The 20,797-nt window shown below is 72.9% G+C and carries 22 protein-coding genes; 5 read left to right on the plus strand and 17 right to left on the minus strand.

The annotated features are described in order from the left end of the window. Positions 1-12: 12 nt before the first annotated feature. Entirely contained in the window at positions 13-726 is a 714-nt protein-coding gene (locus ACWPXV_RS09845; protein ID WP_454085069.1) for a maleylpyruvate isomerase family mycothiol-dependent enzyme, read from the minus strand. Between the two features lie 94 nt (positions 727-820). Continuing rightward, entirely contained in the window at positions 821-3,529 is a 2,709-nt protein-coding gene (ppdK, locus tag ACWPXV_RS09850; protein WP_454085070.1) for a pyruvate, phosphate dikinase, read from the minus strand. Between the two features lie 124 nt (positions 3,530-3,653). Here ppdK and ACWPXV_RS09855 point away from each other — a divergent pair, with 124 nt between their 5' ends. After that, the gene (locus tag ACWPXV_RS09855) at positions 3,654-3,947 is read left to right on the plus strand and encodes a GNAT family N-acetyltransferase (RefSeq protein ID WP_454085071.1); all 294 of its coding nucleotides are present in this window, start codon (positions 3,654-3,656) and stop codon (positions 3,945-3,947) included. Positions 3,948-4,002: 55 nt separating this feature from the next. Here the strand turns inward: ACWPXV_RS09855 and ACWPXV_RS09860 are convergent, their stop codons facing one another. Then, a complete protein-coding gene (locus ACWPXV_RS09860; RefSeq protein ID WP_454085072.1) occupies positions 4,003-5,349 on the minus strand; it encodes a hypothetical protein in 1,347 nt (448 codons plus the stop codon). A gap of 93 nt (positions 5,350-5,442) precedes the next feature. Between ACWPXV_RS09860 and ACWPXV_RS09865 the strand changes: the two genes are divergently transcribed. After that, positions 5,443-5,991: an NUDIX domain-containing protein gene (locus tag ACWPXV_RS09865; protein WP_454085073.1), complete on the plus strand. Its 549-nt coding sequence runs from the start codon at positions 5,443-5,445 to the stop codon at positions 5,989-5,991. A 13-nt stretch (positions 5,992-6,004) separates the two neighbouring features. Here ACWPXV_RS09865 and ACWPXV_RS09870 read toward each other — a convergent pair whose 3' ends face one another. The 4 genes from ACWPXV_RS09870 to ACWPXV_RS09885 form a co-directional block, all read right to left on the minus strand. Beyond that, entirely contained in the window at positions 6,005-6,478 is a 474-nt protein-coding gene (locus ACWPXV_RS09870; protein ID WP_454085074.1) for an RNA polymerase sigma factor, read from the minus strand. 125 nt (positions 6,479-6,603) lie between these two features. After that, positions 6,604-6,774 carry a CsbD family protein gene (locus tag ACWPXV_RS09875; protein ID WP_454085075.1) on the minus strand — a complete coding sequence of 57 codons (171 nt, stop codon included), beginning with the start codon at positions 6,772-6,774 and terminating at the stop codon, positions 6,604-6,606. A gap of 193 nt (positions 6,775-6,967) precedes the next feature. Continuing rightward, positions 6,968-7,171 (minus strand): cold-shock protein, encoded by a 204-nt coding sequence (locus tag ACWPXV_RS09880; protein ID WP_251303518.1) that lies wholly within the window; start codon positions 7,169-7,171, stop codon positions 6,968-6,970. 170 nt (positions 7,172-7,341) lie between these two features. After that, positions 7,342-9,918, minus strand: a complete 2,577-nt coding sequence (locus tag ACWPXV_RS09885) for an ATP-dependent Clp protease ATP-binding subunit (protein WP_454085076.1) — start codon at positions 9,916-9,918, stop codon at positions 7,342-7,344. Between the two features lie 168 nt (positions 9,919-10,086). Here ACWPXV_RS09885 and ACWPXV_RS09890 point away from each other — a divergent pair, with 168 nt between their 5' ends. Further along, positions 10,087-10,599 carry an O-acetyl-ADP-ribose deacetylase gene (locus ACWPXV_RS09890; protein WP_454085077.1) on the plus strand — a complete coding sequence of 171 codons (513 nt, stop codon included), beginning with the start codon at positions 10,087-10,089 and terminating at the stop codon, positions 10,597-10,599. A 74-nt stretch (positions 10,600-10,673) separates the two neighbouring features. Here ACWPXV_RS09890 and dtd read toward each other — a convergent pair whose 3' ends face one another. Genes dtd through ACWPXV_RS09920 form a run of 6 tightly spaced genes read right to left on the minus strand, consistent with a single transcriptional unit; the run spans position 10,674 to position 15,042 of the window. Beyond that, positions 10,674-11,099, minus strand: coding sequence for a D-aminoacyl-tRNA deacylase (dtd, locus tag ACWPXV_RS09895; protein WP_454085078.1), 426 nt, complete (start codon positions 11,097-11,099; stop codon positions 10,674-10,676). Beyond that, entirely contained in the window at positions 11,096-11,419 is a 324-nt protein-coding gene (locus ACWPXV_RS09900; RefSeq protein ID WP_454085079.1) for a DUF2516 family protein, read from the minus strand. Before ACWPXV_RS09900 ends, dtd begins: the two co-directional genes overlap by 4 nt. A 36-nt stretch (positions 11,420-11,455) precedes the next feature. Next, the gene (locus ACWPXV_RS09905) at positions 11,456-12,571 is read right to left on the minus strand and encodes an FUSC family protein (protein ID WP_454085080.1); all 1,116 of its coding nucleotides are present in this window, start codon (positions 12,569-12,571) and stop codon (positions 11,456-11,458) included. A 4-nt stretch (positions 12,572-12,575) separates the two neighbouring features. After that, the gene (gene ygfZ / locus ACWPXV_RS09910; RefSeq protein ID WP_454085081.1) at positions 12,576-13,673 is read right to left on the minus strand and encodes a CAF17-like 4Fe-4S cluster assembly/insertion protein YgfZ; all 1,098 of its coding nucleotides are present in this window, start codon (positions 13,671-13,673) and stop codon (positions 12,576-12,578) included. Beyond that, positions 13,670-14,275 carry an FABP family protein gene (locus ACWPXV_RS09915; protein WP_454085082.1) on the minus strand — a complete coding sequence of 202 codons (606 nt, stop codon included), beginning with the start codon at positions 14,273-14,275 and terminating at the stop codon, positions 13,670-13,672. Before ACWPXV_RS09915 ends, ygfZ begins: the two co-directional genes overlap by 4 nt. A gap of 44 nt (positions 14,276-14,319) precedes the next feature. Next, positions 14,320-15,042: a hypothetical protein gene (locus ACWPXV_RS09920; RefSeq protein WP_454085083.1), complete on the minus strand. Its 723-nt coding sequence runs from the start codon at positions 15,040-15,042 to the stop codon at positions 14,320-14,322. Between the two features lie 137 nt (positions 15,043-15,179). On the opposite strand from ACWPXV_RS09920, the gene ACWPXV_RS09925 reads away from it, so the two are divergent. Beyond that, positions 15,180-15,857: a winged helix-turn-helix domain-containing protein gene (locus tag ACWPXV_RS09925; protein ID WP_454085084.1), complete on the plus strand. Its 678-nt coding sequence runs from the start codon at positions 15,180-15,182 to the stop codon at positions 15,855-15,857. Positions 15,858-16,123: 266 nt separating this feature from the next. After that, positions 16,124-16,555 carry a septum formation family protein gene (locus tag ACWPXV_RS09930; protein ID WP_454085085.1) on the plus strand — a complete coding sequence of 144 codons (432 nt, stop codon included), beginning with the start codon at positions 16,124-16,126 and terminating at the stop codon, positions 16,553-16,555. Positions 16,556-16,619: 64 nt separating this feature from the next. On the opposite strand, the gene pstB is transcribed toward ACWPXV_RS09930, so the two are convergent. The 4 genes from pstB to pstS all read right to left on the minus strand — a co-directional run bounded on the left by pstB (position 16,620) and on the right by pstS (position 20,665). Beyond that, positions 16,620-17,399 (minus strand): phosphate ABC transporter ATP-binding protein PstB, encoded by a 780-nt coding sequence (gene pstB, locus ACWPXV_RS09935; RefSeq protein WP_454085086.1) that lies wholly within the window; start codon positions 17,397-17,399, stop codon positions 16,620-16,622. A 51-nt stretch (positions 17,400-17,450) separates the two neighbouring features. Beyond that, positions 17,451-18,494, minus strand: coding sequence for a phosphate ABC transporter permease PstA (gene pstA / locus ACWPXV_RS09940; RefSeq protein ID WP_454085087.1), 1,044 nt, complete (start codon positions 18,492-18,494; stop codon positions 17,451-17,453). Further along, on the minus strand, positions 18,494-19,441 hold the full coding sequence (pstC, locus tag ACWPXV_RS09945; RefSeq protein WP_454085088.1) for a phosphate ABC transporter permease subunit PstC: 948 nt from the start codon (positions 19,439-19,441) through the stop codon (positions 18,494-18,496). Before pstC ends, pstA begins: the two co-directional genes overlap by 1 nt. An 84-nt stretch (positions 19,442-19,525) precedes the next feature. Continuing rightward, the gene (gene pstS, locus ACWPXV_RS09950) at positions 19,526-20,665 is read right to left on the minus strand and encodes a phosphate ABC transporter substrate-binding protein PstS (protein WP_454085089.1); all 1,140 of its coding nucleotides are present in this window, start codon (positions 20,663-20,665) and stop codon (positions 19,526-19,528) included. Positions 20,666-20,797 lie beyond the last annotated feature (132 nt).

The following is a 20,797-nucleotide window of genomic DNA, read 5'->3' on the forward strand; positions in this document are numbered from 1 at the left end:
TCGGTGTGGCCGTCACAGCCAGCGCGGCACGGCGGGCAGCTCACCCGTCGAGGACTCGAGTCCGCCGCCGCCCCGCCCGGTGAGCCACTGGGCGAGGTCGGCCGCGCTCCCGGAGACGGTGGGGCCGGACGACCCGACCGTCGTCGCCCGGTCGCGGTCGGTCGGGTGGAGCACGAGGTCGACCGCCTCGCCCTGCGCCCGCCAGCCCTCGAGCACGTCGGCGGTGAGCCTGTCGACGACGGCGGGCGGGAAGCCGCGGTAGGAGCCGCCGGCGGCGAGGTCGACGCCGTGGATCCACACCTCCCGGGCGCGCATCCACACGGTCTCCCGGGCACGCAGGCGCCGCCCGTGCCGGGTGCGGACCTCGGCCTCCCACGCCTCGGCCGGCAGGTCGCGCCAGTCGCCGTCCAGCGCGTCGCGGCTCTCGGTCCACAGCTGACGCAGCTCGCCGAGCGGCAGCGCGGCACCGCGTGCGATCTCCGCGTCGCGGGCCTCCTCCGACGCGTACATCGGCGTCTCCTCCCCGGTCCGCGCCCAGTGGCACAGCCGGCGCAGCGCCGCCGCGTTGGACACGACGTGGGCGGCGACCGCCCCGCGGGTCCAGCCGGGGAGCAGGCTGTCCCCGGCGACGTCCTCCTCGGCGAGCTCCGCGAGCCGCCGGGCGAAGTAGTCCGAGCCGCTACGGACCCACTCGTGGTCCGCCTCGAGGAGACCGTCGGCGGTCATCGGCGTCCTCCCCCGGTGCCTCGGTCCGGTGTGCTCAGCACGAGTCGCATGTCGACCATCCCCTCTCACGTCGTCGTCTCTCGCGTCGTCCGGGCTAGGCCGTCGCGTCCTGCGCCGCCATGACCGCCGCCCGCCCCGCCTCGAGCCGGGCGACCGGCACCCGGTAGGGCGAGCAGGAGACGTAGTCGAGGCCGGCCTCGTGGAAGAAGTGGATGGACTCGGGGTCCCCGCCGTGCTCGCCGCACACCCCGATGTGCATGTGCGGCTTGGTCGCCCGCCCGCCCGCGACGCCCGCACGGACGAGCGGCCCCACGCCCTCGCCGTCGATCGTCTCGAAGGGGGAGATGCGCAGCACGCCGTTGGCGAGGTAGCGGGAGAAGAACGCCGCCTCGACGTCGTCGCGGGAGAAGCCCCACGTCGTCTGGGTGAGGTCGTTGGTGCCGAAGGAGAAGAAGTCGGCCTGCTCGGCGATGCGGTGGGCCGTGAGCGCCGCGCGCGGGAGCTCGATCATGCAGCCGATGGGCAGGTCGAGGAGCATGTCCGCGGCCTGCCCCTCCTCCGCGAGGACCCGCTCGGCCTCCTGGCGCACGAGCTGCAGCTCCCGCACCGAGCCGACGAGCGGGACCATGATCTCCGGGCGCGGGTCGGCCCCCTCCCCGCGCAACCGTGCCGTGGCCTGGGCGATCGCGCGGACCTGGAGGGCGAAGAGACCCGGCACGACGAGGCCCAGGCGCACCCCGCGCAGCCCGAGCATCGGGTTGGACTCGTGCATGCGGCGCACGGCCGTGAGGAGGCGCTCGCGGCGCTCGTCCACCTGCCCGCGCTCGGCCGCGAGCGCCACCTCGACGGAGAGCTCGGTGAGGTCGGGGAGGAACTCGTGGAGCGGCGGGTCGATGAGCCGGATGGTCGTCGGCAGGCCGTCCATCGCGCGGAGGATCTCGACGAAGTCCTCGCGCTGCGGCTCGAGCAGGGCGGCGAGCGCCTCCTCCCGCTCGGCGTCGTCGGCGGCGAGGATCAGCCGTTCCACCAGCTCGCGCCGCTCGCCGAGGAACATGTGCTCGGTGCGGCACAGCCCGATGCCTTCCGCGCCGCGCTCGCGGGCGTTGCGGGCGTCCTCGGCGGTGTCGGCGTTGGCGCGCACCCGCAGGGTTCGGGCGCCGTCGGCGTGGGTGAGGACGCGGTCGACCGCCTCGACGAGCTCACGGGTCTCGTCGTCCGGAGCGGCCGCCCGCCCGGCGTCCAGGCCGTCGGCGATGTAGGTCATCACGGGTGAGTCGACGACGGGCACCTCGCCGAGGAAGACCTGGCCGGAGGTGCCGTCGATGGCGATGGTGTCCCCCGCCTGGAGCGTGCGCCCGTTCACGCGCAGCTCCCGGCGGGCGGCGTCGACGTCGAGCTCGTCGGCACCGACGACGGCGCAGGTACCCATCCCCCGCGCGACGACGGCCGCGTGGGAGGTCTTGCCGCCGCGGGCGGTGAGGATCCCGGCGGCGACCATCATGCCCTGGAGGTCGTCGGGGTTGGTCTCCCGCCGCACGAGGATGACGGGTGCCCCGGCCTCGCTGCGCTCCACGGCCTGGGCGTTGTCGAAGACGATCTCCCCCACCGCGGCGCCAGGGGAGGCGGCCATCCCGGTGGTGAGGAGCTCGGTGTCCGCCTCGGTGTCGAACTGCGGGAAGAGCAGCTTGCCGAGCTGGGCGCCGGTGACCCGCGAGATGGCCTCGTCCATCGTGATGAGGTCCTCGTCCACGAGCTGGGTGGCCACGCGGAACGCCGCCGCGGCGGTGCGCTTGCCCACGCGGGTCTGCAGCAGCCACAGCCTGCCGTCCTCGATGGTGAACTCGATGTCGCACAGGTCGCGGTAGTGGGTCTCCAGGCGACGCATCGCCTGGCGCAGCTCGGCGTAGGAGGTGGGGTCGAGGGCCTCGAGCTCGGCGAGGGGGACGGTGTTGCGGATGCCCGCGACGACGTCCTCTCCCTGCGCGTTGGTCAGGTAGTCGCCGTAGACGCCGGAGTGGCCGGTCGAGGGGTCACGGGTGAAGCACACGCCGGTGCCCGAGGTGGGCCCGAGGTTGCCGAAGACCATGGCCTGGACGTTGACCGCCGTGCCGAGGTCGTTGGGGATGCCTTCCTGGCGGCGGTAGAGGACGGCGCGGTCGGTGTTCCACGACCGCAGCACCGCCTCGACGGCCATGTCGAGCTGCTGGCGCGGGTGCTGTGGGAAGTCGGCCCCGGACTGCTCGCGGACGATGTCCTTGTACGTCGCCACGAGCCCGCGCAGGTCCTCCGCGGCGAGCTCGGTGTCGTCCCGGACTCCGCGCTCGGCCTTGAGGGCGTCCAGCGCGCCGGAGAAGAGCTCGCCGTCGATGTCGAGGACCGTCTTGCCGAACATCTGCAGCAGCCGGCGGTAGGAGTCCCACGCGAAGCGCTCGTCACCGGTGACGGCGGTGAGGCCCTGCACCGAGGCGTCGTTGAGGCCGACGTTGAGGACGGTCTCCATCATCCCGGGCATGGAGAACTTCGCGCCGGAGCGCACCGAGACGAGGAGCGGCTCGTGGAAGTCGCCGAGGCTGCGCCCGAGGGTGTCCTCGATCTGGCGCAGCGCAAGGGTCACCTCCACGCGCAGGTCCGGCGGGACGTGGCCATCGCGCATGTAGGCGCGGCAGGCCTCGGTGGTGATGGTGAAGCCCGGCGGCACCGGCAGGCCGAGCCTGCTCATCTCGGCGAGGTTGGCCCCCTTGCCGCCGAGCAGGTCCTTCTGGTCCATGCCGCCTTCGCTGAAGCGGTACACGTACTTGGGCATCGTCGCCTCCGGTCGTCCCCGCGGTTCCCCGTACCGCGGACGTGTTCCCACTCTAGCGAGGCGCACCCACATCCACCGAGGGTTCCCCGCATGCGACCGCGCGACGTGGCTGCGACGCTGGGGCATGGCCGACATCCAGGTGAACGACGTCCCCGCCCGGCACCGGTACGAGGCGACGGCCGGTGGGGACCTCCTCGGGGTCGCCGTCTACGAGCGGGACGCCGAGGTCCTCGTCCTCACGCACACGGTCGTCGAGCCGCCCGCCGAGGGGCAGGGCGTCGGCTCCGCGCTGGCGAGCGCGGCCCTCGAGGCCGCCCGCGCCGAGGGGCTGAGGGTCGTGCCGGAGTGCTCCTTCATGGCCGGGTGGATCGACGAGCACCCGGAGTACGCCGACCTCGTCGACGAGCGCACCGACTGACCGGCACGCCCCGGCCGGCCCTCCAACCGGCCGGGACGACGCCTCTCGTGGCGTCCTAGAACGCCAGCTCGTGGTCGGCCACGGCCAGGACCCGCCAGGTCCGTCCTTCGGCGTCGCCCAGGTCGTAGGCCGGCAGCAGCAGGCTGCTGCCCTCGTCCGTCCAGTGCTCGACCAGGCTCGGCTCCGCCGTCGTGACGGTGACCTGGGTGACCGCCCAGGGGACGGGCGCCCCCGCCGCCGGCGGCGGGGCGGGCGGGTCGTCCCAGCTGCGTCCCTCGGGCTCCTCGACGGGCATGATCGCGACGTCCTCCGACCACACCGGGCTGGCCCCGAAGCGGGGGTCGGCGAGCCGCTCGACCGCCTCCGCCGGGCTGACGACGTCGTACTCGCCGAGCTCGACGACGGGGGCGAGCGGGCCGGAGAAGGACAGGACCTCACCGTCGACGACGTCGGCGTACCAGCTGTGGCCGGTGCGCAGCCCGTCGACGACCTGGTGGGCGACGACGCTCGTCGCCGGTTGCCCCTGCCAGGCGTCCTGCTCGGCGTACTCCGCCGCCTCGGGGTCGAGCCCGAGCGCGGCGAGCGTCTCGTACGCGGCACCGGCCGCCCCGTCGGGCGCGGTCCCCTCCGGCGCGACGGCGCTCGGCTCCCCGCCGGCAGGCGCATCATCCGCGGGGAGCGGCTCGACGACGGACGGCTCGACGACGGACGTCCCGACGTCCCCGTCCCCGCTCGAGGCGACGTCCCCACCCTCGGCGGCGCCGTCGTCCATCGGCTCGGCGGGTGCGACGTCCTCGAGGCCCTCATAGAGGGCGGGGTCGCTGAAGTAGACCGTGACCGCGGCGTCCGGGCCGATGTTGAGAGTCGGGCCGCTGCCGTCGACCGGGCCGACGTTCCACCCGCCCTCCAGCCGCGGTTCGCCCTGGACGCCGAACACCTCGGCCACGCGGGTGACGGTCTCCTCGGAGAAGGCGGCGGGACCGTCGAAGGCCCATGCCGTCGCGGTACCTCCCGCGGTGCTCAGCCCGTCGGCGGTGAACGTCGTGCGCTCCCCGCCGTAGCCGTCGGCGAGGGTCATGTCGGCGGACGGCGCGCCGGAGGAGGACATGCTCTCCGGCGCGTCTGCCGCGGCGCTCCGCTCGGCCGGCGCCACCGCCGCCACATCGGACACCGGGTCGTCCGTCGCCCGGCCGATCCCGAAGCCGGCTCCCCCGCCGACGACGAGCGCACCGGCAGCGACGGCGGCCACCGCCGCCCACCGCGGGCCCCGGCGGGCGCGCCGCGCCGCGAGCTCGTCCGCGCGGCGCTCGTCGGTGAGCGCGGCCAGCCGCTCGCCGTCCGGCTCGGCGCCGGCAGCGGGGTCGGCGCCGCGTACCCGGGCGACTGCCTCGTCCTCGTCCATGGTGACCTCCGGTTGTGGGGCTCGGTGCTCCTACCCCACCTGTGTGGCGAGCCCCCCGGTTCTTGCGTCGCTGGCGGTGGCAGGCTGGTCCCCATGCCGACGACCCTGCACTCCTCCGCCCTCGCCCTGCTCGAGCCGTGGCGGGCGCCCACACAGCGACAGGAGCAGCTGCGCGAGCGCTACGTCGCCCACCTGCGGGCCGAGCCGCTCGGCGTGCTGCGCGAGTGCTACCCCGACCACCTGACGGCGAGCACCGTCGTCGTCTCCGCCGACCGCCGCAGCGTGCTGCTCACCCTGCACCGCAAGGCGCAGCGGTGGTTCCAGCTCGGCGGCCACGTCGAGCCGGGCGACCCGACGCTCGCCGCCGCCGCGCTGCGAGAGGCCCGCGAGGAGTCCGGCATCGACGACCTCGTCCTCGACCCCGTCCCGGTCCAGCTCAGCGCCCACCCCGTCCCGTTTTGCGACCCGCGGGGCGGGGCCACCCACCTCGACGTCCGCTTCGTCGCCACGGCGCCCGCAGGTGCCGCGCACGCCGTGTCCGCCGAGTCCCTCGACGTCGCGTGGTGGCCGGTAGGCGAGCTGCCCGACCCGCAGCCGGACATGGTCGAGCTCGTCGCCCTCGCGCTGGCCCGCCTGGCCTGAGCGGGCGGGGCCGTCAGTCGGGCCAGGCCGCGGCCAGGCGCGCCCGGGCCCGGGACAGCGCGGCGTCGGCGCCGCCGCGGGAGATGCCCAGCACCTGCGCGAGCTCGTTGCCGCCCAGCCCCTCCCAGGCGTGGAGGACGAGGATCTGCCGGTCCCGCTCGCTCAGCGCGCCCAGCGCGACGCGGACGTCGTCGTCGGCGACGGCCGCCAGCGCGGGGTCGCCGTCGTCGTCGCGCGAGTCGGGGAGCGCGTCCACGGGGACGGGGAGGAGCTTGCGGCGGTGGTTGGCGAGGACGAAGCCGGCCGTGCGGTAGAGCCAGGGCAGCGCGGCGTCCGCGGGGACGTCGTCGCGGCGTCGCCAGGCGGTGGCGAGGACGTCGGCGGTGAGGTCCTCGGCGTCCGCGGCCGGCGCGCGCCGCCGGAGGTAGCGGTACACGGCGGTCGCGTGGTCACGGTAGAGCTCCTCGAACCACGCGTCGTCGCGCACAGCGCCCCTCTCGTCAGATGCCACCACCCTGCCTGTGTCCCCCGCGACCCCGATCTTGCACGGGCGCAGGGTGGACAGACGAACGCCCCGCGGGACGTGAGTCCCGCGGGGCGTCAGGAGCCGGTCTACTTGAAGGCGTCCTTGACGTTCTCGGCGGCCTGCTTGAGGCTGCCCTTGGTCTGGTCCTTGTGGCCCTCGGCCTGGAGGTCCCTGTTGTCGGTCGCGTCGCCGACAGCCTCCTTGATCTTGCCCGAGGTCTTCTCAGTCGAGTTCGCGATCTTGTCGTCTGCTCCCATGGGGCAACTCCTTCCGTCGCGGAGACCGGTCGTGGCCTCTCTGCCACTCACCCTAGGTGTGGCCCGCGGAGGTCGCACGGGGAGGGCGGGGCGCGGGCGACGGCGGCCCCGGACGCACCACAGCCCGCCACCGTCGAACGGTGGCGGGCTGTAGCGGGGTGCGCAACCAGTGACGGTGCGCGGTCACCTCAGATCAGAGGGGGCGGACATTCTCCGCCTGGGGGCCCTTGGGGCCCTGAGTGGTGTCGAACTCGACCTTCTGGTCCTCGTCGAGCGAACGGTAGCCGCTCGAGGCGATGGCCGAGTAGTGGACGAAGACATCCGCACCCCCGCCGTCGGGAGCAATGAAGCCGAACCCCTTCTCGCCGTTGAACCACTTCACGGTGCCAGTAGCCATGCAAACTCCTCGATAAAAAAGCCCCGGACCGATGCCGGAGCAGTTCCCACTGTAGCGGGCCTGGGCCGATTCGGCGAGGGGTATCGCGAACCGATCTGCCGAGGCGCTTCTCACCGGGACGCACGAAGGCCCGGCAACCCGCAGGTTGCCGGGCCTCGTGGCGCCGTTCGTCAGGCTCCGGGCTGCAGCTGTCCGCCGCCGCCCGCGCCGCCACCCTGGGGGGCGGTGGGCATCTGGCGCTGCTCGACGGTCGTCGTGCCGCCGACGCCGACGGGCTCGGGCGTGGCGATCTCGCCCTCGTCCAGGCCGCGGAAGAGGAACTCCCCGAGCAGGCCCTCGCCGGCGGCGTCGACCTCGATGGTCTGGCCGGCGTGGATCTGGCCGTACAGGATCTTCTCGGACAGGACGTCCTCGATCTCGCGCTGGATCGCGCGGCGCAGCGGCCGGGCACCGAGGACGGGGTCGTAGCCCCGCTCGGCGAGCAGCAGCTTGGCCGCGTCGGTCAGCCGGATCGCCATGCCCTGGTTGCGCATGCGCTCGTCGAGCTGGGCGATCATGAGGTCGACGATCTGGACGATCTGGTCCTGGGTGAGCTGCGGGAAGACGATGGTGTCGTCCACGCGGTTGAGGAACTCGGGCCGGAAGTGCTGCTTGAGCTCCTCGTTGACCTTCGTCTTCATCCGCTCGTAGTCGTTGGACAGCTCGCCGCTCGCCTGGAACCCGGTCTGCACGCCCTTGGCGATGTCCCTGGTCCCGAGGTTCGTCGTCATGATGATGATGGTGTTCTTGAAGTTCACCACCCGGCCCTGGGCGTCGGTGAGGCGACCGTCCTCGAGGATCTGCAGGAGCGAGTTGAAGATGTCCGCGTGGGCCTTCTCCACCTCGTCGAACAGGACGACGGAGAACGGACGGCGGCGCACCTTCTCGGTGAGCTGGCCACCCTCCTCGTAACCCACGTAGCCGGGGGGCGAGCCGAAGAGCCGCGAGACGGTGTGCTTCTCGGAGAACTCGCTCATGTCGAGCTGGATGAGGGCGTCCTCGTCGCCGAAGAGGAACTCCGCGAGGGCCTTGGCCAGCTCGGTCTTCCCGACGCCGGTGGGGCCGGCGAAGATGAAGGAGCCACCGGGGCGCTTGGGGTCCTTAAGCCCGGCGCGGGTACGCCGGATCGCCTGGGACAGCGCGGTGATCGCGGCCTCCTGGCCGATGATCCGCTTGTGAAGCTCGTCCTCCATGTGGAGGAGCTTGGAGGACTCGGCCTCGGTGAGCTTGAAGACCGGGATGCCGGTCGACATCGCTAGCACCTCGGCGATGAGGTCCTCGTCCACCTCGGCGACCGTGTCGAGATCGCCGGACTTCCAGGCCTTCTCACGGTCGACGCGGCGCGCGGAGAGCTGCTTCTCGTCGTCGCGCAGCGAGGCGGCCTTCTCGAAGTCCTGGTCGTCGATCGCCGACTCCTTCTCGCGGCGGACCTCGGAGATCTGCTCGTCGAGCTCGCGGAGCTCCGGCGGGGCGGTCATCCGGCGGATGCGCAGTCGCGCGCCCGCCTCGTCGATGAGGTCGATCGCCTTGTCCGGGAGGAAACGGTCGGACACGTACCGGTCGGCCAGCGTCGCGGCGGCGATGAGCGCCTCGTCGTTGATCGAGACGCGGTGGTGCGCCTCGTACCGGTCGCGCAGGCCCTTGAGGATCTCGATGGTGTGTGCCACGGAGGGCTCGTCCACGAGGATCGGCTGGAAGCGGCGCTCGAGGGCGGCGTCCTTCTCGATGTGCTTGCGGTACTCGTCCAGCGTCGTGGCGCCGATCGTCTGGAGCTCACCGCGGGCGAGCATCGGCTTGAGGATGCTCGCGGCGTCGATCGCGCCCTCGGCGGCGCCCGCACCGACGAGGGTGTGGATCTCGTCGATGAACAGGACGATGTCACCGCGGGTGCGGATCTCCTTGAGGACCTTCTTCAGGCGCTCCTCGAAGTCACCGCGGTAGCGGGAGCCGGCGACGAGCGAGCCGAGGTCGAGGGTGTAGAGCTGCTTGTCGCGCAGCGTCTCGGGCACGTCGCCGCGCACGATCGCCTGGGCCAGGCCCTCGACGACGGCGGTCTTGCCGACGCCGGGCTCACCGATGAGGACGGGGTTGTTCTTCGTGCGGCGCGAGAGCACCTGCATGACGCGCTCGATGGGCTGCTCGCGGCCGATGACCGGGTCGAGCTTGCCCTCGCGGGCGGCCTGGGTGAGGTTGCGGCCGAACTGGTCGAGGACGGCGGAGCCGGAGGGCTGGCCCTCGGCGGGGCCGCCGGCCGCGACGGCCTCCTTGCCCTGGTAGCCGGACAGCAGCTGGATGACCTGCTGGCGCACGCGGTTGAGGTCGGCGCCGAGCTTGTTGAGCACCTGCGCCGCCACGCCCTCGCCCTCGCGGATGAGGCCGAGGAGGATGTGCTCGGTGCCGATGTAGTTGTGGCCCAGCTGGAGCGCCTCGCGCAGCGAGAGCTCGAGGACCTTCTTCGCGCGCGGCGTGAAGGGGATGTGACCACCGGGGGCCTGCTGGCCCTCACCGATGATCTCGGTGACCTGCTGCCGCACGCCCTCGAGGGAGATGTCGAGCGACTCCAGCGCCTTGGCGGCGACACCCTCGCCCTCGTGGATGAGGCCGAGCAGGATGTGCTCGGTCCCGATGTAGTTGTGGTTGAGCATCCGTGCCTCTTCCTGGGCAAGGACGATCACCCGACGGGCTCGGTCGGTAAATCTCTCGAACATCAGGGCTCCTTCGAGGCGGCGTGGCCGGGTGATCCCAGCCGGGCAGCGTTCATCGATGCTAACGGCGGGCCTCGCGCGAACCTGCCCGTGTTCGCCAGGGGCGTGACTCCATCGTCCTCCTCCACAGACACCCGCGCCCGCGGGCCCCGCTACGGCACCATGGCTCCCATGCGTATCGAGGCCGTACAGGGCGACATCACCACCCAGGACGTCGACGCCGTCGTCAACGCCGCCAACTCCTCGCTCATGGGCGGGGGTGGGGTCGACGGCGCGATCCACCGCGCGGCCGGGCCGCGGCTGCTCGAGGAGTGCATGGAGCTGCGGCGCGCCGAGCTGCCCGACGGCCTGCCGGTGGGCCAGGCGGTCCCGACCGCCGGCTACGACCTGCCCGTCCCGTGGGTCATCCACACCGTGGGGCCCAACCGGCACCGCGGGGAGACCGACCCTGCCCTGCTCGCGTCCTGCTTCACCAGCGCCCTCGACGTCGCCGACGCCGTCGGCGCCCGGAGGGTGGCCTTCCCCGCCGTGAGCACGGGCGTCTACGGCTGGGACGCCGCGGAGGTCGCACGCGTGGCGGTCGACGCCGTCCGCGGCTGGTCCGGTGACGTGGAGCTCGTGCGGTTCGTGCTCCTCGGCGACGACGTGCTGGCCGCGTTCACCGCGGCGCTCGAGCACCCCTGACGGCGCAGCCCTAGACGCGCCGACAGCCGGATTCCTCCGTAGGAATCCGGCTGTCGGCGCGTCAGGCGCGGGGGTCAGACGTCGAGGACGATGGTGACGGGGCCGTCGTTGACGAGGGAGACGCGCATGTCGGCACCGAATCGGCCGGTCTCCACATCGACCCCCCGCTCCCGCAGGGCGGCGACGACGGCGTCGACCACCGGCTCGGCGACGTCCGCCGGGGCGGCAGCGTTCCACGAGGGGCGCCGGCCCTTGCGGACGTCGGCGTGCAGGGTGAACTGGGAGATGACGAGGACGGGCGCGCCGTCGTCGAGGACGGAGCGCTCCTCGCGCAGGATCCGCAGCTCGGCGATCTTGCGGGCGGTGCGCTCGACCTGGTCGGGGCCGTCGTCGTGGGTGACGCCGACGAGCGCGACGAGCCCCGGCCCGGTGAAGCCGCCGACCTGCTCGCCGTCGACGTGGACCGACGCGCCGTCGACCCGCTGGAGGACCGTCCTCACCAGCCGCCACCGCCGCGGCGGCCGCGGCCGTAACCGCTGACGGCGGGCTTGACGTCGGTGAGGTAGATGGCCGCCGGGATGACGAGGATGATCGACAGGAAGCTGCCCGACAGCGGCCCGAAGGGCGGCAGGGCGACGAAGCCGAGCGCGACGTTGACGACGAGCACGATGAGCCAGAAGTTCTTCGTCCGCTTGCCGGCGTAGCTGAAGGCCCGGGCCGGCTGGCGCAGGCAGTGCAGCAGCGCCCACACCTCGACGGCGAAGGCCGCGAGCGCGAGGGCGAGGAACAGGAAGAACTGCATGCTGCCGATGATTCCCACCGCGTGAGTCTACGAGACTCAGCCCCGCACGCAGCCCTACCGGGCGAGGAGGTGGCTGGCCTCCGCGGCGCTGAGGCCGGAGGCCTGGAGCAGGTCGCTGGTGAGCGAGCGCATGAGGATGACGAGGGTCTGCAGGTGCCAGCCCGGGTCCTCGACGTCCTCGGGGTCGAGCTCACCGGTGACGAGGGTGAGCACCTGGGCGGCGTCCGCCGTGCTCGCGCCGCTGCCGAGGGCGTCACCCAGGCGGGAGGCGCCGACGGCGAGCCCCTCGAAGGCCTCGCTCACGCGCTCGTCCCGGGCGCCCTGCTCGACGGCGGTGAGGCCGCGGCGCGCGATGACGCGGGCGTTGCGCATGGCACGGTCGGCGAGGGTGCTGGCGCGCTCGAGGCGGGTGAGCTCGGGCAGGTAGCGGCGTGCCGCCGGGGAGATCCGCGCCGACTGCAGGGCGTTGCGCACGACCGAGGCCCAGTCGTCCAGGGTGCCCTGGGTGGTGCGCCCCAGCGCCAGGGCGTCGCGCATCCGTTCGGGGTCCCCGTCCCGCAGCCCCTTGCCGAGGGTGCTGAGCATCTGCGAGAGGTCGGCGAGGCTCGCGGCCGCGAGCTGCCGCGCCCGGCGGCGGGCGTCCTGCGGGGTGAGGATCGCGACGAGCAGGGCGAAGGAGCCACCGACGAGCGCGTCGGTCCACCGGCCGGTCGGGCCGTCGATGGCGGCGACAGGCAGCGCGACGATGACGATCCCCTGGACACCGGCCTGGATCGTGAGCATCGGGCCCCGGTCGACGAACCGGGCGAACAGCGCGCCGAGGGTGATGACGAGCATGATCTGGAGCACGCCCGTGTTGAAGACGTAGGCCACCAGCTCCCCGAGCGCGACGCCCAGCGCCACCCCCAGGGCGAGCTCGGCGACCTTGCGCACCTCGCGGTCCGCGCTGAACCCCAGGCACACCCAGGTGGCGACGGGCGCGAAGAAGGGCTGGGCGTGCCCGAGGCCGTAGTACGCCACCGCCCACGAGAGCCCGGAGGCGACCGCGGCGACGACCACGGGGAAGGCCGCGGCCCGCACCCGGCGCCGCCCGCCCCGCAGCCGCTGCCGGACGAGGACGAGCAGGCGGCGCAGGTCGAGGCGGTCCTCGCGTCCACCGGCGTCGGTCATGGTGTCAGGCGCGCGGCCGCCGGCGCAGCTCCTGGCCCGGACGCTCGCTCGGGCGCCCGACAGCCTCGCCGCTCACCGGGACGATGACCTCCTGGGCGGCGGCGATGCCGTCGACGACGAGCTCGGCGTCGGCCGGCAGGGAGCGCTTGACGAGGGCGAGGGCGACGGGCCCGAGCTCGGCGTGCCGCACGACGCTCGTCATGACGCCGACGTCCTTGTCCCCGTGCATCACCCGGGCGCCGGGCTCCGGCGTCAGGTGCTCGGAGCCGTCGAGGTGGAGCATGACGAGGCGGCGCGGGGGCCGGCCGAGGTTGAAGACGCGTGCGACGGTCTCCTGGCCGCGGTAGCACCCCTTGTCGAGGTGGACGCCGGTGCGCAGCCAGTCCAGCTCGTGCGGGATGGCGCGCTCGTCGACCTCGCGGCCGAGCCGCGGCCGCCAGGCCTCCACGCGCAGCGCCTCCCAGGCCCACGTGCCGGCCAGGCGCAGGCCGGACGCCTCGACGACGTCGGCCAGGCGGGCGCGGTCGACGAGCCCGAGGGAGCGGCGCAGGTGCCGGCCCGGGTGCTCGTCGTCGGCCGGCCCGTAGCTCGTCCCGCCGGGCGCCGTCGTGGGCCACGGGTCGTGCCAGGCGAGCACGTGCCCCGGCGCCGCCGCCACGGCCTGCCACCCGTCGCCGCAGGTGCCGACGACGGCGGTGTGCTCGGTGACGTCGGTGACCTCCACGCGCAGCACGAAGCGCATCCGCTCGAGGAACGCGACGAGGGGCGCCACGTGGTCACCCTCGGTGACGAGCCAGGCGCGCTCGCCGTCGTCGGCCACGGCGGCGGCGTGCTCGATGCGGCCGTTGGGGTCGAGGAGGAGGAGCTCACCGGACTGCCCGGGGGCGAGGTGGAGGAGGAGCTGGGTGCTCAGCGTGTTGAGCCAGCTGAGGCGGTCGGGGCCGGAGACGGTGACGACACCGAGCTGGGAGAGGTCGACGACGCCCAGCCCGCGCTCGAGGGCGCGCTGCTCCTGGGCGGGCTGGCCGTAGTGGAGCGCGACGCCGGCGTCCGGGCCGCCGCCGGCGACGGCACCGGGCCGCGAGAGCAGGGGGCTGGTCATGACTGCTCCTGCCTGCTGAGCCGCCCGGAGGCGTAGGACTGCAGCTCGTGCCCGAAGGCGGCGAGCTCCTCGACCCACAGCAGGTCGCCCTGGACCAGCCCGTACATGCGGCTGCTCGCGCTGACGTCCTGGGCGCTGGCCGTGCGGACGACGGCGTCGCTGACGATGTCGATGCGCGCCGGGCGCACGCTGCCGATGTAGACGACGACGTGCCCGGTGGGCTGCGCGACGAGCACCTCGATGTCGGTGCTGCGCTGGCCCGAGGGCTTCTCGCCGTCGGCCGGCTCCTCCGGCGCGGCCGGGGTGGCGCGCCAGTAGGCGGTCTCGGTGGCCCACACCTCGGCCTTGGCGAGCAGCTCGGCCCCGACGGCACCGGGCATCTCCTGGGAGACGGACGAGGAGTGCTCCGCGTCCACCGCCCACAGCGTGCTCGTGCAGCGCAGGTAGGGACCGCCGTCGTGGTCGAAGGTCATCTCGTGGACGAGGGGCTGCTCAGGGACTCCCGGGTAGGCCATGACGCCGTAGCCGCGCCAGGATCCGACGAGCCAGGCGAGCGGGTAGACCTCCGGGGCCAGGCCCTCGGGAAGGGTGAAGGTGGCCATGCCCCGATGCTACGCGGTCGGCGGCGTGCGGCCCGTCCGCGTCCTCAGGCGAGCAGCACGCTGCCGAGCATGAAGGTCGGCGCGCCGGCGAGCATCGGCGGGAGGGCGGCGGCCGCGAGCGCCGGCAGCGGACGGCTCGAGGCGGGGAAGCGGCCCAGGACGAGGTGGACGGCGGAGGTGAGCACCCCGGCGACGAGGCCGGTCACCCCGCCCACGAGCGGGCCGACGTCGGGCAGCAGCACACCGGCGAGGAGGCCGGCACCGCCGGCGACGACGGTGGCGAGCCCCGGGACCAGCCGGCCACGCAGCGGCACGGCGGTGCAGGCCGCGCCCGCGGCGAGCGCTGCCGCGGCGGTGACGACGACGGCGGCGGCCGGGCGGGTGTCCCCGAGTGCCGGCCACATCGCGGCGGAGCCGGCGACGACGCAGCCGGTCGCCGTGCCGGCGACGGACTCCACGAGGCGCGGCCGGCCGTCCCGCCGCAGCATCTCCTGGACGAAGCTGCCCGCGACCGCGAGCCCGAGCACGACGGCCACGCCGTCGACCGAGCCGGTGACCGCGACGACGGCGAGCGCCGCCAGGCCGGTGGCGGCGATGACGACGCCCGGTCCGGTCGTCACCGGCAGGCCGGCGAGCCGGGGCCAGCCGCCGGCCACGAGAAGGGTGGCGAGGGCGACGACGACGAGGAGCGGCCAGTGCCACATCGCGCTGAGCGCGAGCACGGCGGCGAGGGCCGCGGTGACGACCCCGCGGGTCGAGCTGCCCATCACGACTCGCACCCGGCGACGGCGGGGTGCGGCGGAGGAACAGGGTGGTCGGGCACCCCCCGAGTCTGGCAGATCGAACGGTGACGTCGGCGGCCCCCCGCTTCCCACTAGTGTGTCCCCGACCAGGAAGAGGTGCGATGGCCACTCTTGTCGTCCTGACACGTGAGCCGATGGGCGCAGCCGCCGTGCTGCCCTCGCTCACCCTGCTCGACCACCGGGTCGCGACCGTGCCCCTGTCCGCGGACTCGCTCGTCGACCCGGCGGACGCGGACATCCTCGTCGTCGACGGCCGTCAGGAGCTCGCGGCGGCCCGGTCGGTGTGCCAGCTCGCGCGCAGCACCGGGCTGCAGCTGCCCCTGCTGCTCGTCCTCACCGAGGGTGGGCTCACCGCCGTCACCCCGGCGTGGGGGTGCAGCGACATCGTGCTCGCCACGGCCGGGCCTGCCGAGCTGGAGGCACGCCTGCGGCTCCTCGGCAGCCAGGTGGCGGCGGCGGAGCCGACGGGCGACGTCCTGGAGGCGGGCGAGCTCGTCATCGACACGGCGGCCTACTCGGCGCGGGTGCGGGGGCAGGCGCTCAACCTCACCTACAAGGAGTTCGAGCTGCTGCGGCACCTGGCCCAGCACCCGGGCCGCGTCTTCACCCGTGCGCAGCTCCTCGACGAGGTGTGGGGCTACGACTACTACGGCGGCACCCGCACGGTCGACGTCCACGTCCGGCGCCTGCGCGCCAAGCTCGGCGCGGAGCACGACCAGCTCATCGGGACGGTCCGCAACGTCGGCTACCGATTCGTCGTGCGCCCGACCGTCGACTGACAGGACGCGCCGGGCCTGCTGTCCTACGATGGACACAGACGTCGGGTCGCGAATGCCCCGGGCTCCAACACAAGCCGCCACGAGCGGCCTTCGCGCCGACTGGCGCTTCGCGGCCCGGCGTCGCCCTCTCCCCCGGGCGCCGTCTGCCGGGCGCGTCGTCGGGCCGTGCCGAGGTTTCGCTAAGGTGTCCCCGGACTTGCGGCCGTCCCCCACCCTGGCCGCGTCCCGCTCACCGATCACGCTTGTCTGCCCGGAGGTAGAACATCATGTCCTTGCGCCGTCCCGTCCTTGCCGTTGCCGCCGCCCTTGCGCTGGCGGGTGCGGCCGGGTGCACGGCCGACTCCGTGCTCGCGCTCGAGGTGGGCGACTGCGTCAACCAGAGCGACCTCCAGGGCGAGGAGATCGAGACCGTCAAGGCCGTCGAGTGCACGGAGGAGCACGACGCCGAGATCTTCGCAGAGCACGTCTTCTCCGGCGACGACTACCCCGGCGTCGACGCCGTGCAGGCCGAGTCCCAGGAGACCTGCCTCAAGGAGTTCGAGCCGTTCATCGGCCTGCCCTACGAGGAGTCCGCGCTGCCCTTCACCATGCTCTACCCCTCCGAGCAGAGCTGGGACGAGGCCGACGACCGCACCACGCTGTGCATCGTCGTCTCCGACGAGCCGCTGACCGAGTCCCTCAAGGGCTCCAAGATCTGACCTGCTGCGACGCACGACGCCCCCGGGAGCCTGAGGCTCCCGGGGGCGTCGTCATCGGTACGGGTCAGCCGAAGCGGCCGGAGATGTAGTCCTCGGTGGCCTTGTTCCGCGGCGCGGCGAACATCTGCTCGGTCGCGTCCATCTCGATGAGGCGGCCGGGCTTGCCGGTGCCGGCGATGTTGAAGAAGCCGGTCGTGTCCGAGACCCGGGCCGCCTGCTGCATGTTGTGGGTGACGATGACGATCGTGTACTCCGACTTCAGCTCGGAGATGAGGTCCTCGATCGCGAGCGTGGAGATCGGGTCGAGCGCCGAGCAGGGCTCGTCCATGAGGAGCACCTGCGGCTGCACCGCGATGGCGCGGGCGATGCACAGCCGCTGCTGCTGACCGCCGGAGATCGAGGACCCCGGCCGGTCGAGGCGGTCCTTGACCTCCTCCCACAGGTTGGCGCCGCGCAGCGCGCGCTCCACCAGTGCCTCCTGGTCGCCCTTGCTCATCCGCTTGTTGTTGAGCTTGACGCCCGCGAGGACGTTGTCCGCGATGGACATCGTCGGGAAGGGGTTGGGCCGCTGGAAGACCATGCCCACCTGGCGGCGGACCTCGACCGGGTCGACGTCGTCACCGTAGAGGTCCTGGCCGTCCATGAGCGCCTGCCCCTCGACGCGGGCACCGGGGATGACCTCGTGCATACGGTTGAGGGTGCGCAGGAAGGTCGACTTGCCACAGCCCGAAGGGCCGATGAGCGCGGTCACGGCGCGGGGCTCGATGACCATGTTGACGTCCTGGACGGCGAGGAAGTCCCCGTAGAAGACGTTGAGGTCCTTGACGTCGATGCGCTTAGACATGCGGGGTCCTTGAGGGTCGTGCGGGCAGGAGGGTCTGGTGCGGGTCACGCATCAGCGGGCTCCCTTGGGCGAGAAGTACCTGCTCACCAGGCGCGCGGCGAGGTTGAGCAGCATGACGATGAGGATGAGGGTGAGCGCACCGGCCCAGGCACGGTACTCACTCGCCCCGCCCTGCGCGTACTGGCGGAACACGTACACGGGCAGGGTGGCGATGCGCCCGTCGAAGGCGTCGTAGTTGACAGCGTTGGTGATGCCGACGGTGATGAGCAGCGGGGCGGTCTCGCCGATGACTCGCGCGATGGAGATCATGACGCCGGTCGTGATGCCGGCGATCGCGGTGCGCAGGACGACCTTGACGATCGTCAGCCACTTCGGCACGCCGAGGGCGTAGGCCGCCTCCCGCAGCTCGTTGGGCACGAGGCGCAGCATCTCCTCCACCGAGCGCACGACGACGGGCGTCATGAGGACGGCGAGGGCGATGCCACCGATGAGCGCTGACTTGTACGCCGGGCCGAACAGCACGAGGAACACCGTGAAGGCGAACAGGCCCGCGACGATCGAGGGGATGCCGGTCATGACGTCGACGAGAATCGTGATGGCCCGCTTGAGGCGGCCGCCGCCGTACTCGACGAGGTAGATCGCGGTGAAGATGCCCAGCGGGATCGAGATGACCGCGGCGATACCGGTGACGTAGAGGGTGCCGATGATCGCGTGGTAGGCGCCGCCCTCGGTCATCTGCCCGAAGACCCCGACCATGTCCGTCGTGAGGAAGTCCCAGCTGAAGGCGCGGACGCCGCCGTTCACCACGGTCCAGACGAGGGACACGAGCGGGATCATCGCGAGAAGGAAGGCGAGGGTGACGAGCGTCGTCGCGAGACGGTCCTTGGCCCACCGCGGGCCCTCGACCTGCCAGGACACGGCGACGACGGCGATGACGTGGATGATCGCGCCGAGAAAGGCGACCCCGGCGACCGTCGGGGTCCCGCCGATCCCGAGGATCGCGGCGGCGACGGCGAGGGAGACGGCGAGAACGGCCCACGGCACCCACGCGGGCAGCCGGCGGGTCTGGTGCAGGGCGACGGGCGTCGTCGTCATCAGTTGGCTCCCGAGAACTCGGCGCGGCGCGCGATGACCCACCGCGCGAGGAGGTTCACGCCGAAGGTGAGGACGAAGAGGATGAGGCCGGTGGCGATGAGGACGTCGACGCCGGTCCCGGAGGCCTCGGGGAACTGGCTGGCGATGTTCGCCGCGATCGACTGGTGCTGGCCGGGCTGCAGCAGGTTGACGTTGATGAGGAAGCCGGGCGACAGCACCATGAGCACCGCCATCGTCTCCCCCAGCGCGCGGCCCATGCCGAGCATGGCCGCGGAGATGATGCCCGAGCGCCCGAAGGGCAGCACGGCCTGCCGGACCATCTCCCAGCGGGTGGCCCCCAGGGCGAGGGAGGCCTCCTCGTGCAGCCGCGGGGTCTGGAGGAACACCTCGCGGATCGTCGCGGTGATGATCGGCAGGACCATGACGGCGAGGACGAGCCCGGCGGTGAGGATGTTGCGGGCGGGTGCCTGGTAGTCGGCGAAGAGCGGGATCCAGCCCAGGTGCTCCGACAGCCACGCGAAGAGCGGGTCGATGACCGGCTGGAGCCACTGGATGCCCCACAGGCCGAAGATGACCGAGGGGATCGCGGCGAGCAGGTCGACGAGGTAGCCCAGCCCCTGCGCGAGGCGGCGGGGGGCGTAGTGGGAGATGAACAGCGCGATCCCCACGCTCAGCGGGACCGCGACGAGCAGGGCGATGACCGAGGAGAGGACCGTGCCGAACAGGAGCGGTGCGACGTACTCCCACAGGTTGCGTCCCTGCATGAAGCCGACCTCGGCGAGCTCGTCGCGGGAGGCGACGAGGGCCGGCCAGGCGCGCACGAAGAGGAAGATCGCGACGGCGGCGAGGATGACGAGAATCACCAGGCCGGCGCCCGTGGAGATGCCGGCGAAGAGCCGGTTGCCCAGCTTGCCGGGCGGGGTCTGGGGCGGTGCGGCGGTTGCCACGTGTCCTCCGAGAATCGGACGGCGTGCGGACGTGCGTCGGGCGGGCCGGCGTCAGTGCACCGGCCCGCCCGTCAGGTTAGCCGGTCAGCCGGCAACCGTGATCTGCTCGAGGGCGGCGGTGACCCGCTCGCGCAGGTCCTCGGAGATCGGCGCGGAGCCGGCGACGTCGGGCTGGGCGGCCCGGTCCTGGCCCTCGGGGCTGGCGACGTACTCGAAGTAGGCCTTGACGTTGGCGGCGTCCGCCTCGTTCTCGTAGGTCGAGCAGGCGATCGAGTAGGACACGAGGACGATCGGGTAGGTGCCCGACTCGGTCGTGTCGCGGGCCAGGTCGATCGTCAGGCGCAGGTCGGTCGCGCCCTCGGCCGCCGGGGAGGCGTCGATGACGGCGGCCGCGGCCTCCGGGGAGAAGGGCACGTACTCGTCGCCCACACCCACCGCGACGGTGCCGAGGTCCTCGGCGCGCGAGGCGTCGGCGTAGCCGATGGCGCCCTCGGCGGCCTGGACGGTGTCGATCATGCCGGAGGTCTGGGCGCCGGACTGGGTGCCGGCGATCGGCCAGGTCTCCACCGGGCCGTGCGTCCACACGTCGGGGGCGACGGCGTCGAGGTACTCGGTGAAGTTCTCCGTGGTGCCGGAGTCGTCGGAGCGGTTGACCGGGATGATGCCGAGGTCGGGCAGCTCGACGTCCGGGTTCGCCGCGACGATGGCCGGGTCGTCCCAGCTGGTGACCTCACCCATGAAGATCCCGGCGATGGTCTCCGGGTCGAGGTTGAGGTGCTCGGCGTCGACGCCGGGGAGGTTGTAGACGATCGCGATGGGGCTGATGTACAGCGGCATCTCGATGACCTCGCCGCCGTAGCAGCGGTCGACGCCCGCGGCGAGCTCCTCCTCGTCCATGGCGGCGTCCGAGCCCGCGAAGAGCACGGTGCCGTTGAGGAACTGCTCACGGCCGGTGCCGGAGCCCGTGGGGTCGTAGGTGACGTTGACGTCGGGGTTCTGGTCCATGAAACCGGCGATCCAGCCCTGGACGGCGGACTCCTGCGAGCTCGCCCCGGAACCGGCGATCGAGCCGGAGAGCTCACCCGCGCCGGCGTCCGTGGAGGAGGAGCCGGGGGTGGAGGCGTCGGAGGTGTCACCGTTACCGCAGGCCGCGAGGGTGAGCGCCACGGCGCTCATGGCGGCGATTCCCGCCAGGCGGCGGCTACCTGCAAGCTTCACGTTCATTCCATCCTGTCAGTCGGAGGGCCCGGGAGACCCGGTGGCCGTCACTGACGGTAGGAAGGGCAGGTGTCCGCCCGGCAGGCGCCGGGTGAACGGCGGGTGAACAGGCGATGTGGATTTCATCACGCCACCCGC

It is taken from the genome of Georgenia sp. Marseille-Q6866 (assembly GCF_965111665.1).

Excerpts from the sequence above, each read along its gene's own strand:
- ACWPXV_RS09925 (WP_454085084.1), top strand. The coding sequence starts at position 15,180 with ATGGCCACTCTTGTCGTCCTGACACGTGAGCCGATGGGCGCAGCCGCC.
- ACWPXV_RS09920 (WP_454085083.1), bottom strand. The coding sequence starts at position 15,042 with ATGGGCAGCTCGACCCGCGGGGTCGTCACCGCGGCCCTCGCCGCCGTG.
- ppdK (WP_454085070.1), bottom strand. The coding sequence starts at position 3,529 with ATGCCCAAGTACGTGTACCGCTTCAGCGAAGGCGGCATGGACCAGAAG.
- pstS (WP_454085089.1), bottom strand. The coding sequence starts at position 20,665 with ATGAACGTGAAGCTTGCAGGTAGCCGCCGCCTGGCGGGAATCGCCGCC.
- ACWPXV_RS09890 (WP_454085077.1), top strand. The coding sequence starts at position 10,087 with ATGCGTATCGAGGCCGTACAGGGCGACATCACCACCCAGGACGTCGAC.
- ygfZ (WP_454085081.1), bottom strand. The coding sequence starts at position 13,673 with ATGACCAGCCCCCTGCTCTCGCGGCCCGGTGCCGTCGCCGGCGGCGGC.
- ACWPXV_RS09860 (WP_454085072.1), bottom strand. The coding sequence starts at position 5,349 with ATGGACGAGGACGAGGCAGTCGCCCGGGTACGCGGCGCCGACCCCGCT.
- pstB (WP_454085086.1), bottom strand. The coding sequence starts at position 17,399 with ATGTCTAAGCGCATCGACGTCAAGGACCTCAACGTCTTCTACGGGGAC.
- ACWPXV_RS09875 (WP_454085075.1), bottom strand. The coding sequence starts at position 6,774 with ATGGGAGCAGACGACAAGATCGCGAACTCGACTGAGAAGACCTCGGGC.
- ACWPXV_RS09865 (WP_454085073.1), top strand. The coding sequence starts at position 5,443 with ATGCCGACGACCCTGCACTCCTCCGCCCTCGCCCTGCTCGAGCCGTGG.
- ACWPXV_RS09855 (WP_454085071.1), top strand. The coding sequence starts at position 3,654 with ATGGCCGACATCCAGGTGAACGACGTCCCCGCCCGGCACCGGTACGAG.
- pstA (WP_454085087.1), bottom strand. The coding sequence starts at position 18,494 with ATGACGACGACGCCCGTCGCCCTGCACCAGACCCGCCGGCTGCCCGCG.
- ACWPXV_RS09915 (WP_454085082.1), bottom strand. The coding sequence starts at position 14,275 with ATGGCCACCTTCACCCTTCCCGAGGGCCTGGCCCCGGAGGTCTACCCG.
- ACWPXV_RS09885 (WP_454085076.1), bottom strand. The coding sequence starts at position 9,918 with ATGTTCGAGAGATTTACCGACCGAGCCCGTCGGGTGATCGTCCTTGCC.
- ACWPXV_RS09930 (WP_454085085.1), top strand. The coding sequence starts at position 16,124 with ATGTCCTTGCGCCGTCCCGTCCTTGCCGTTGCCGCCGCCCTTGCGCTG.
- ACWPXV_RS09880 (WP_251303518.1), bottom strand. The coding sequence starts at position 7,171 with ATGGCTACTGGCACCGTGAAGTGGTTCAACGGCGAGAAGGGGTTCGGC.
- ACWPXV_RS09905 (WP_454085080.1), bottom strand. The coding sequence starts at position 12,571 with ATGACCGACGCCGGTGGACGCGAGGACCGCCTCGACCTGCGCCGCCTG.
- ACWPXV_RS09845 (WP_454085069.1), bottom strand. The coding sequence starts at position 726 with ATGACCGCCGACGGTCTCCTCGAGGCGGACCACGAGTGGGTCCGTAGC.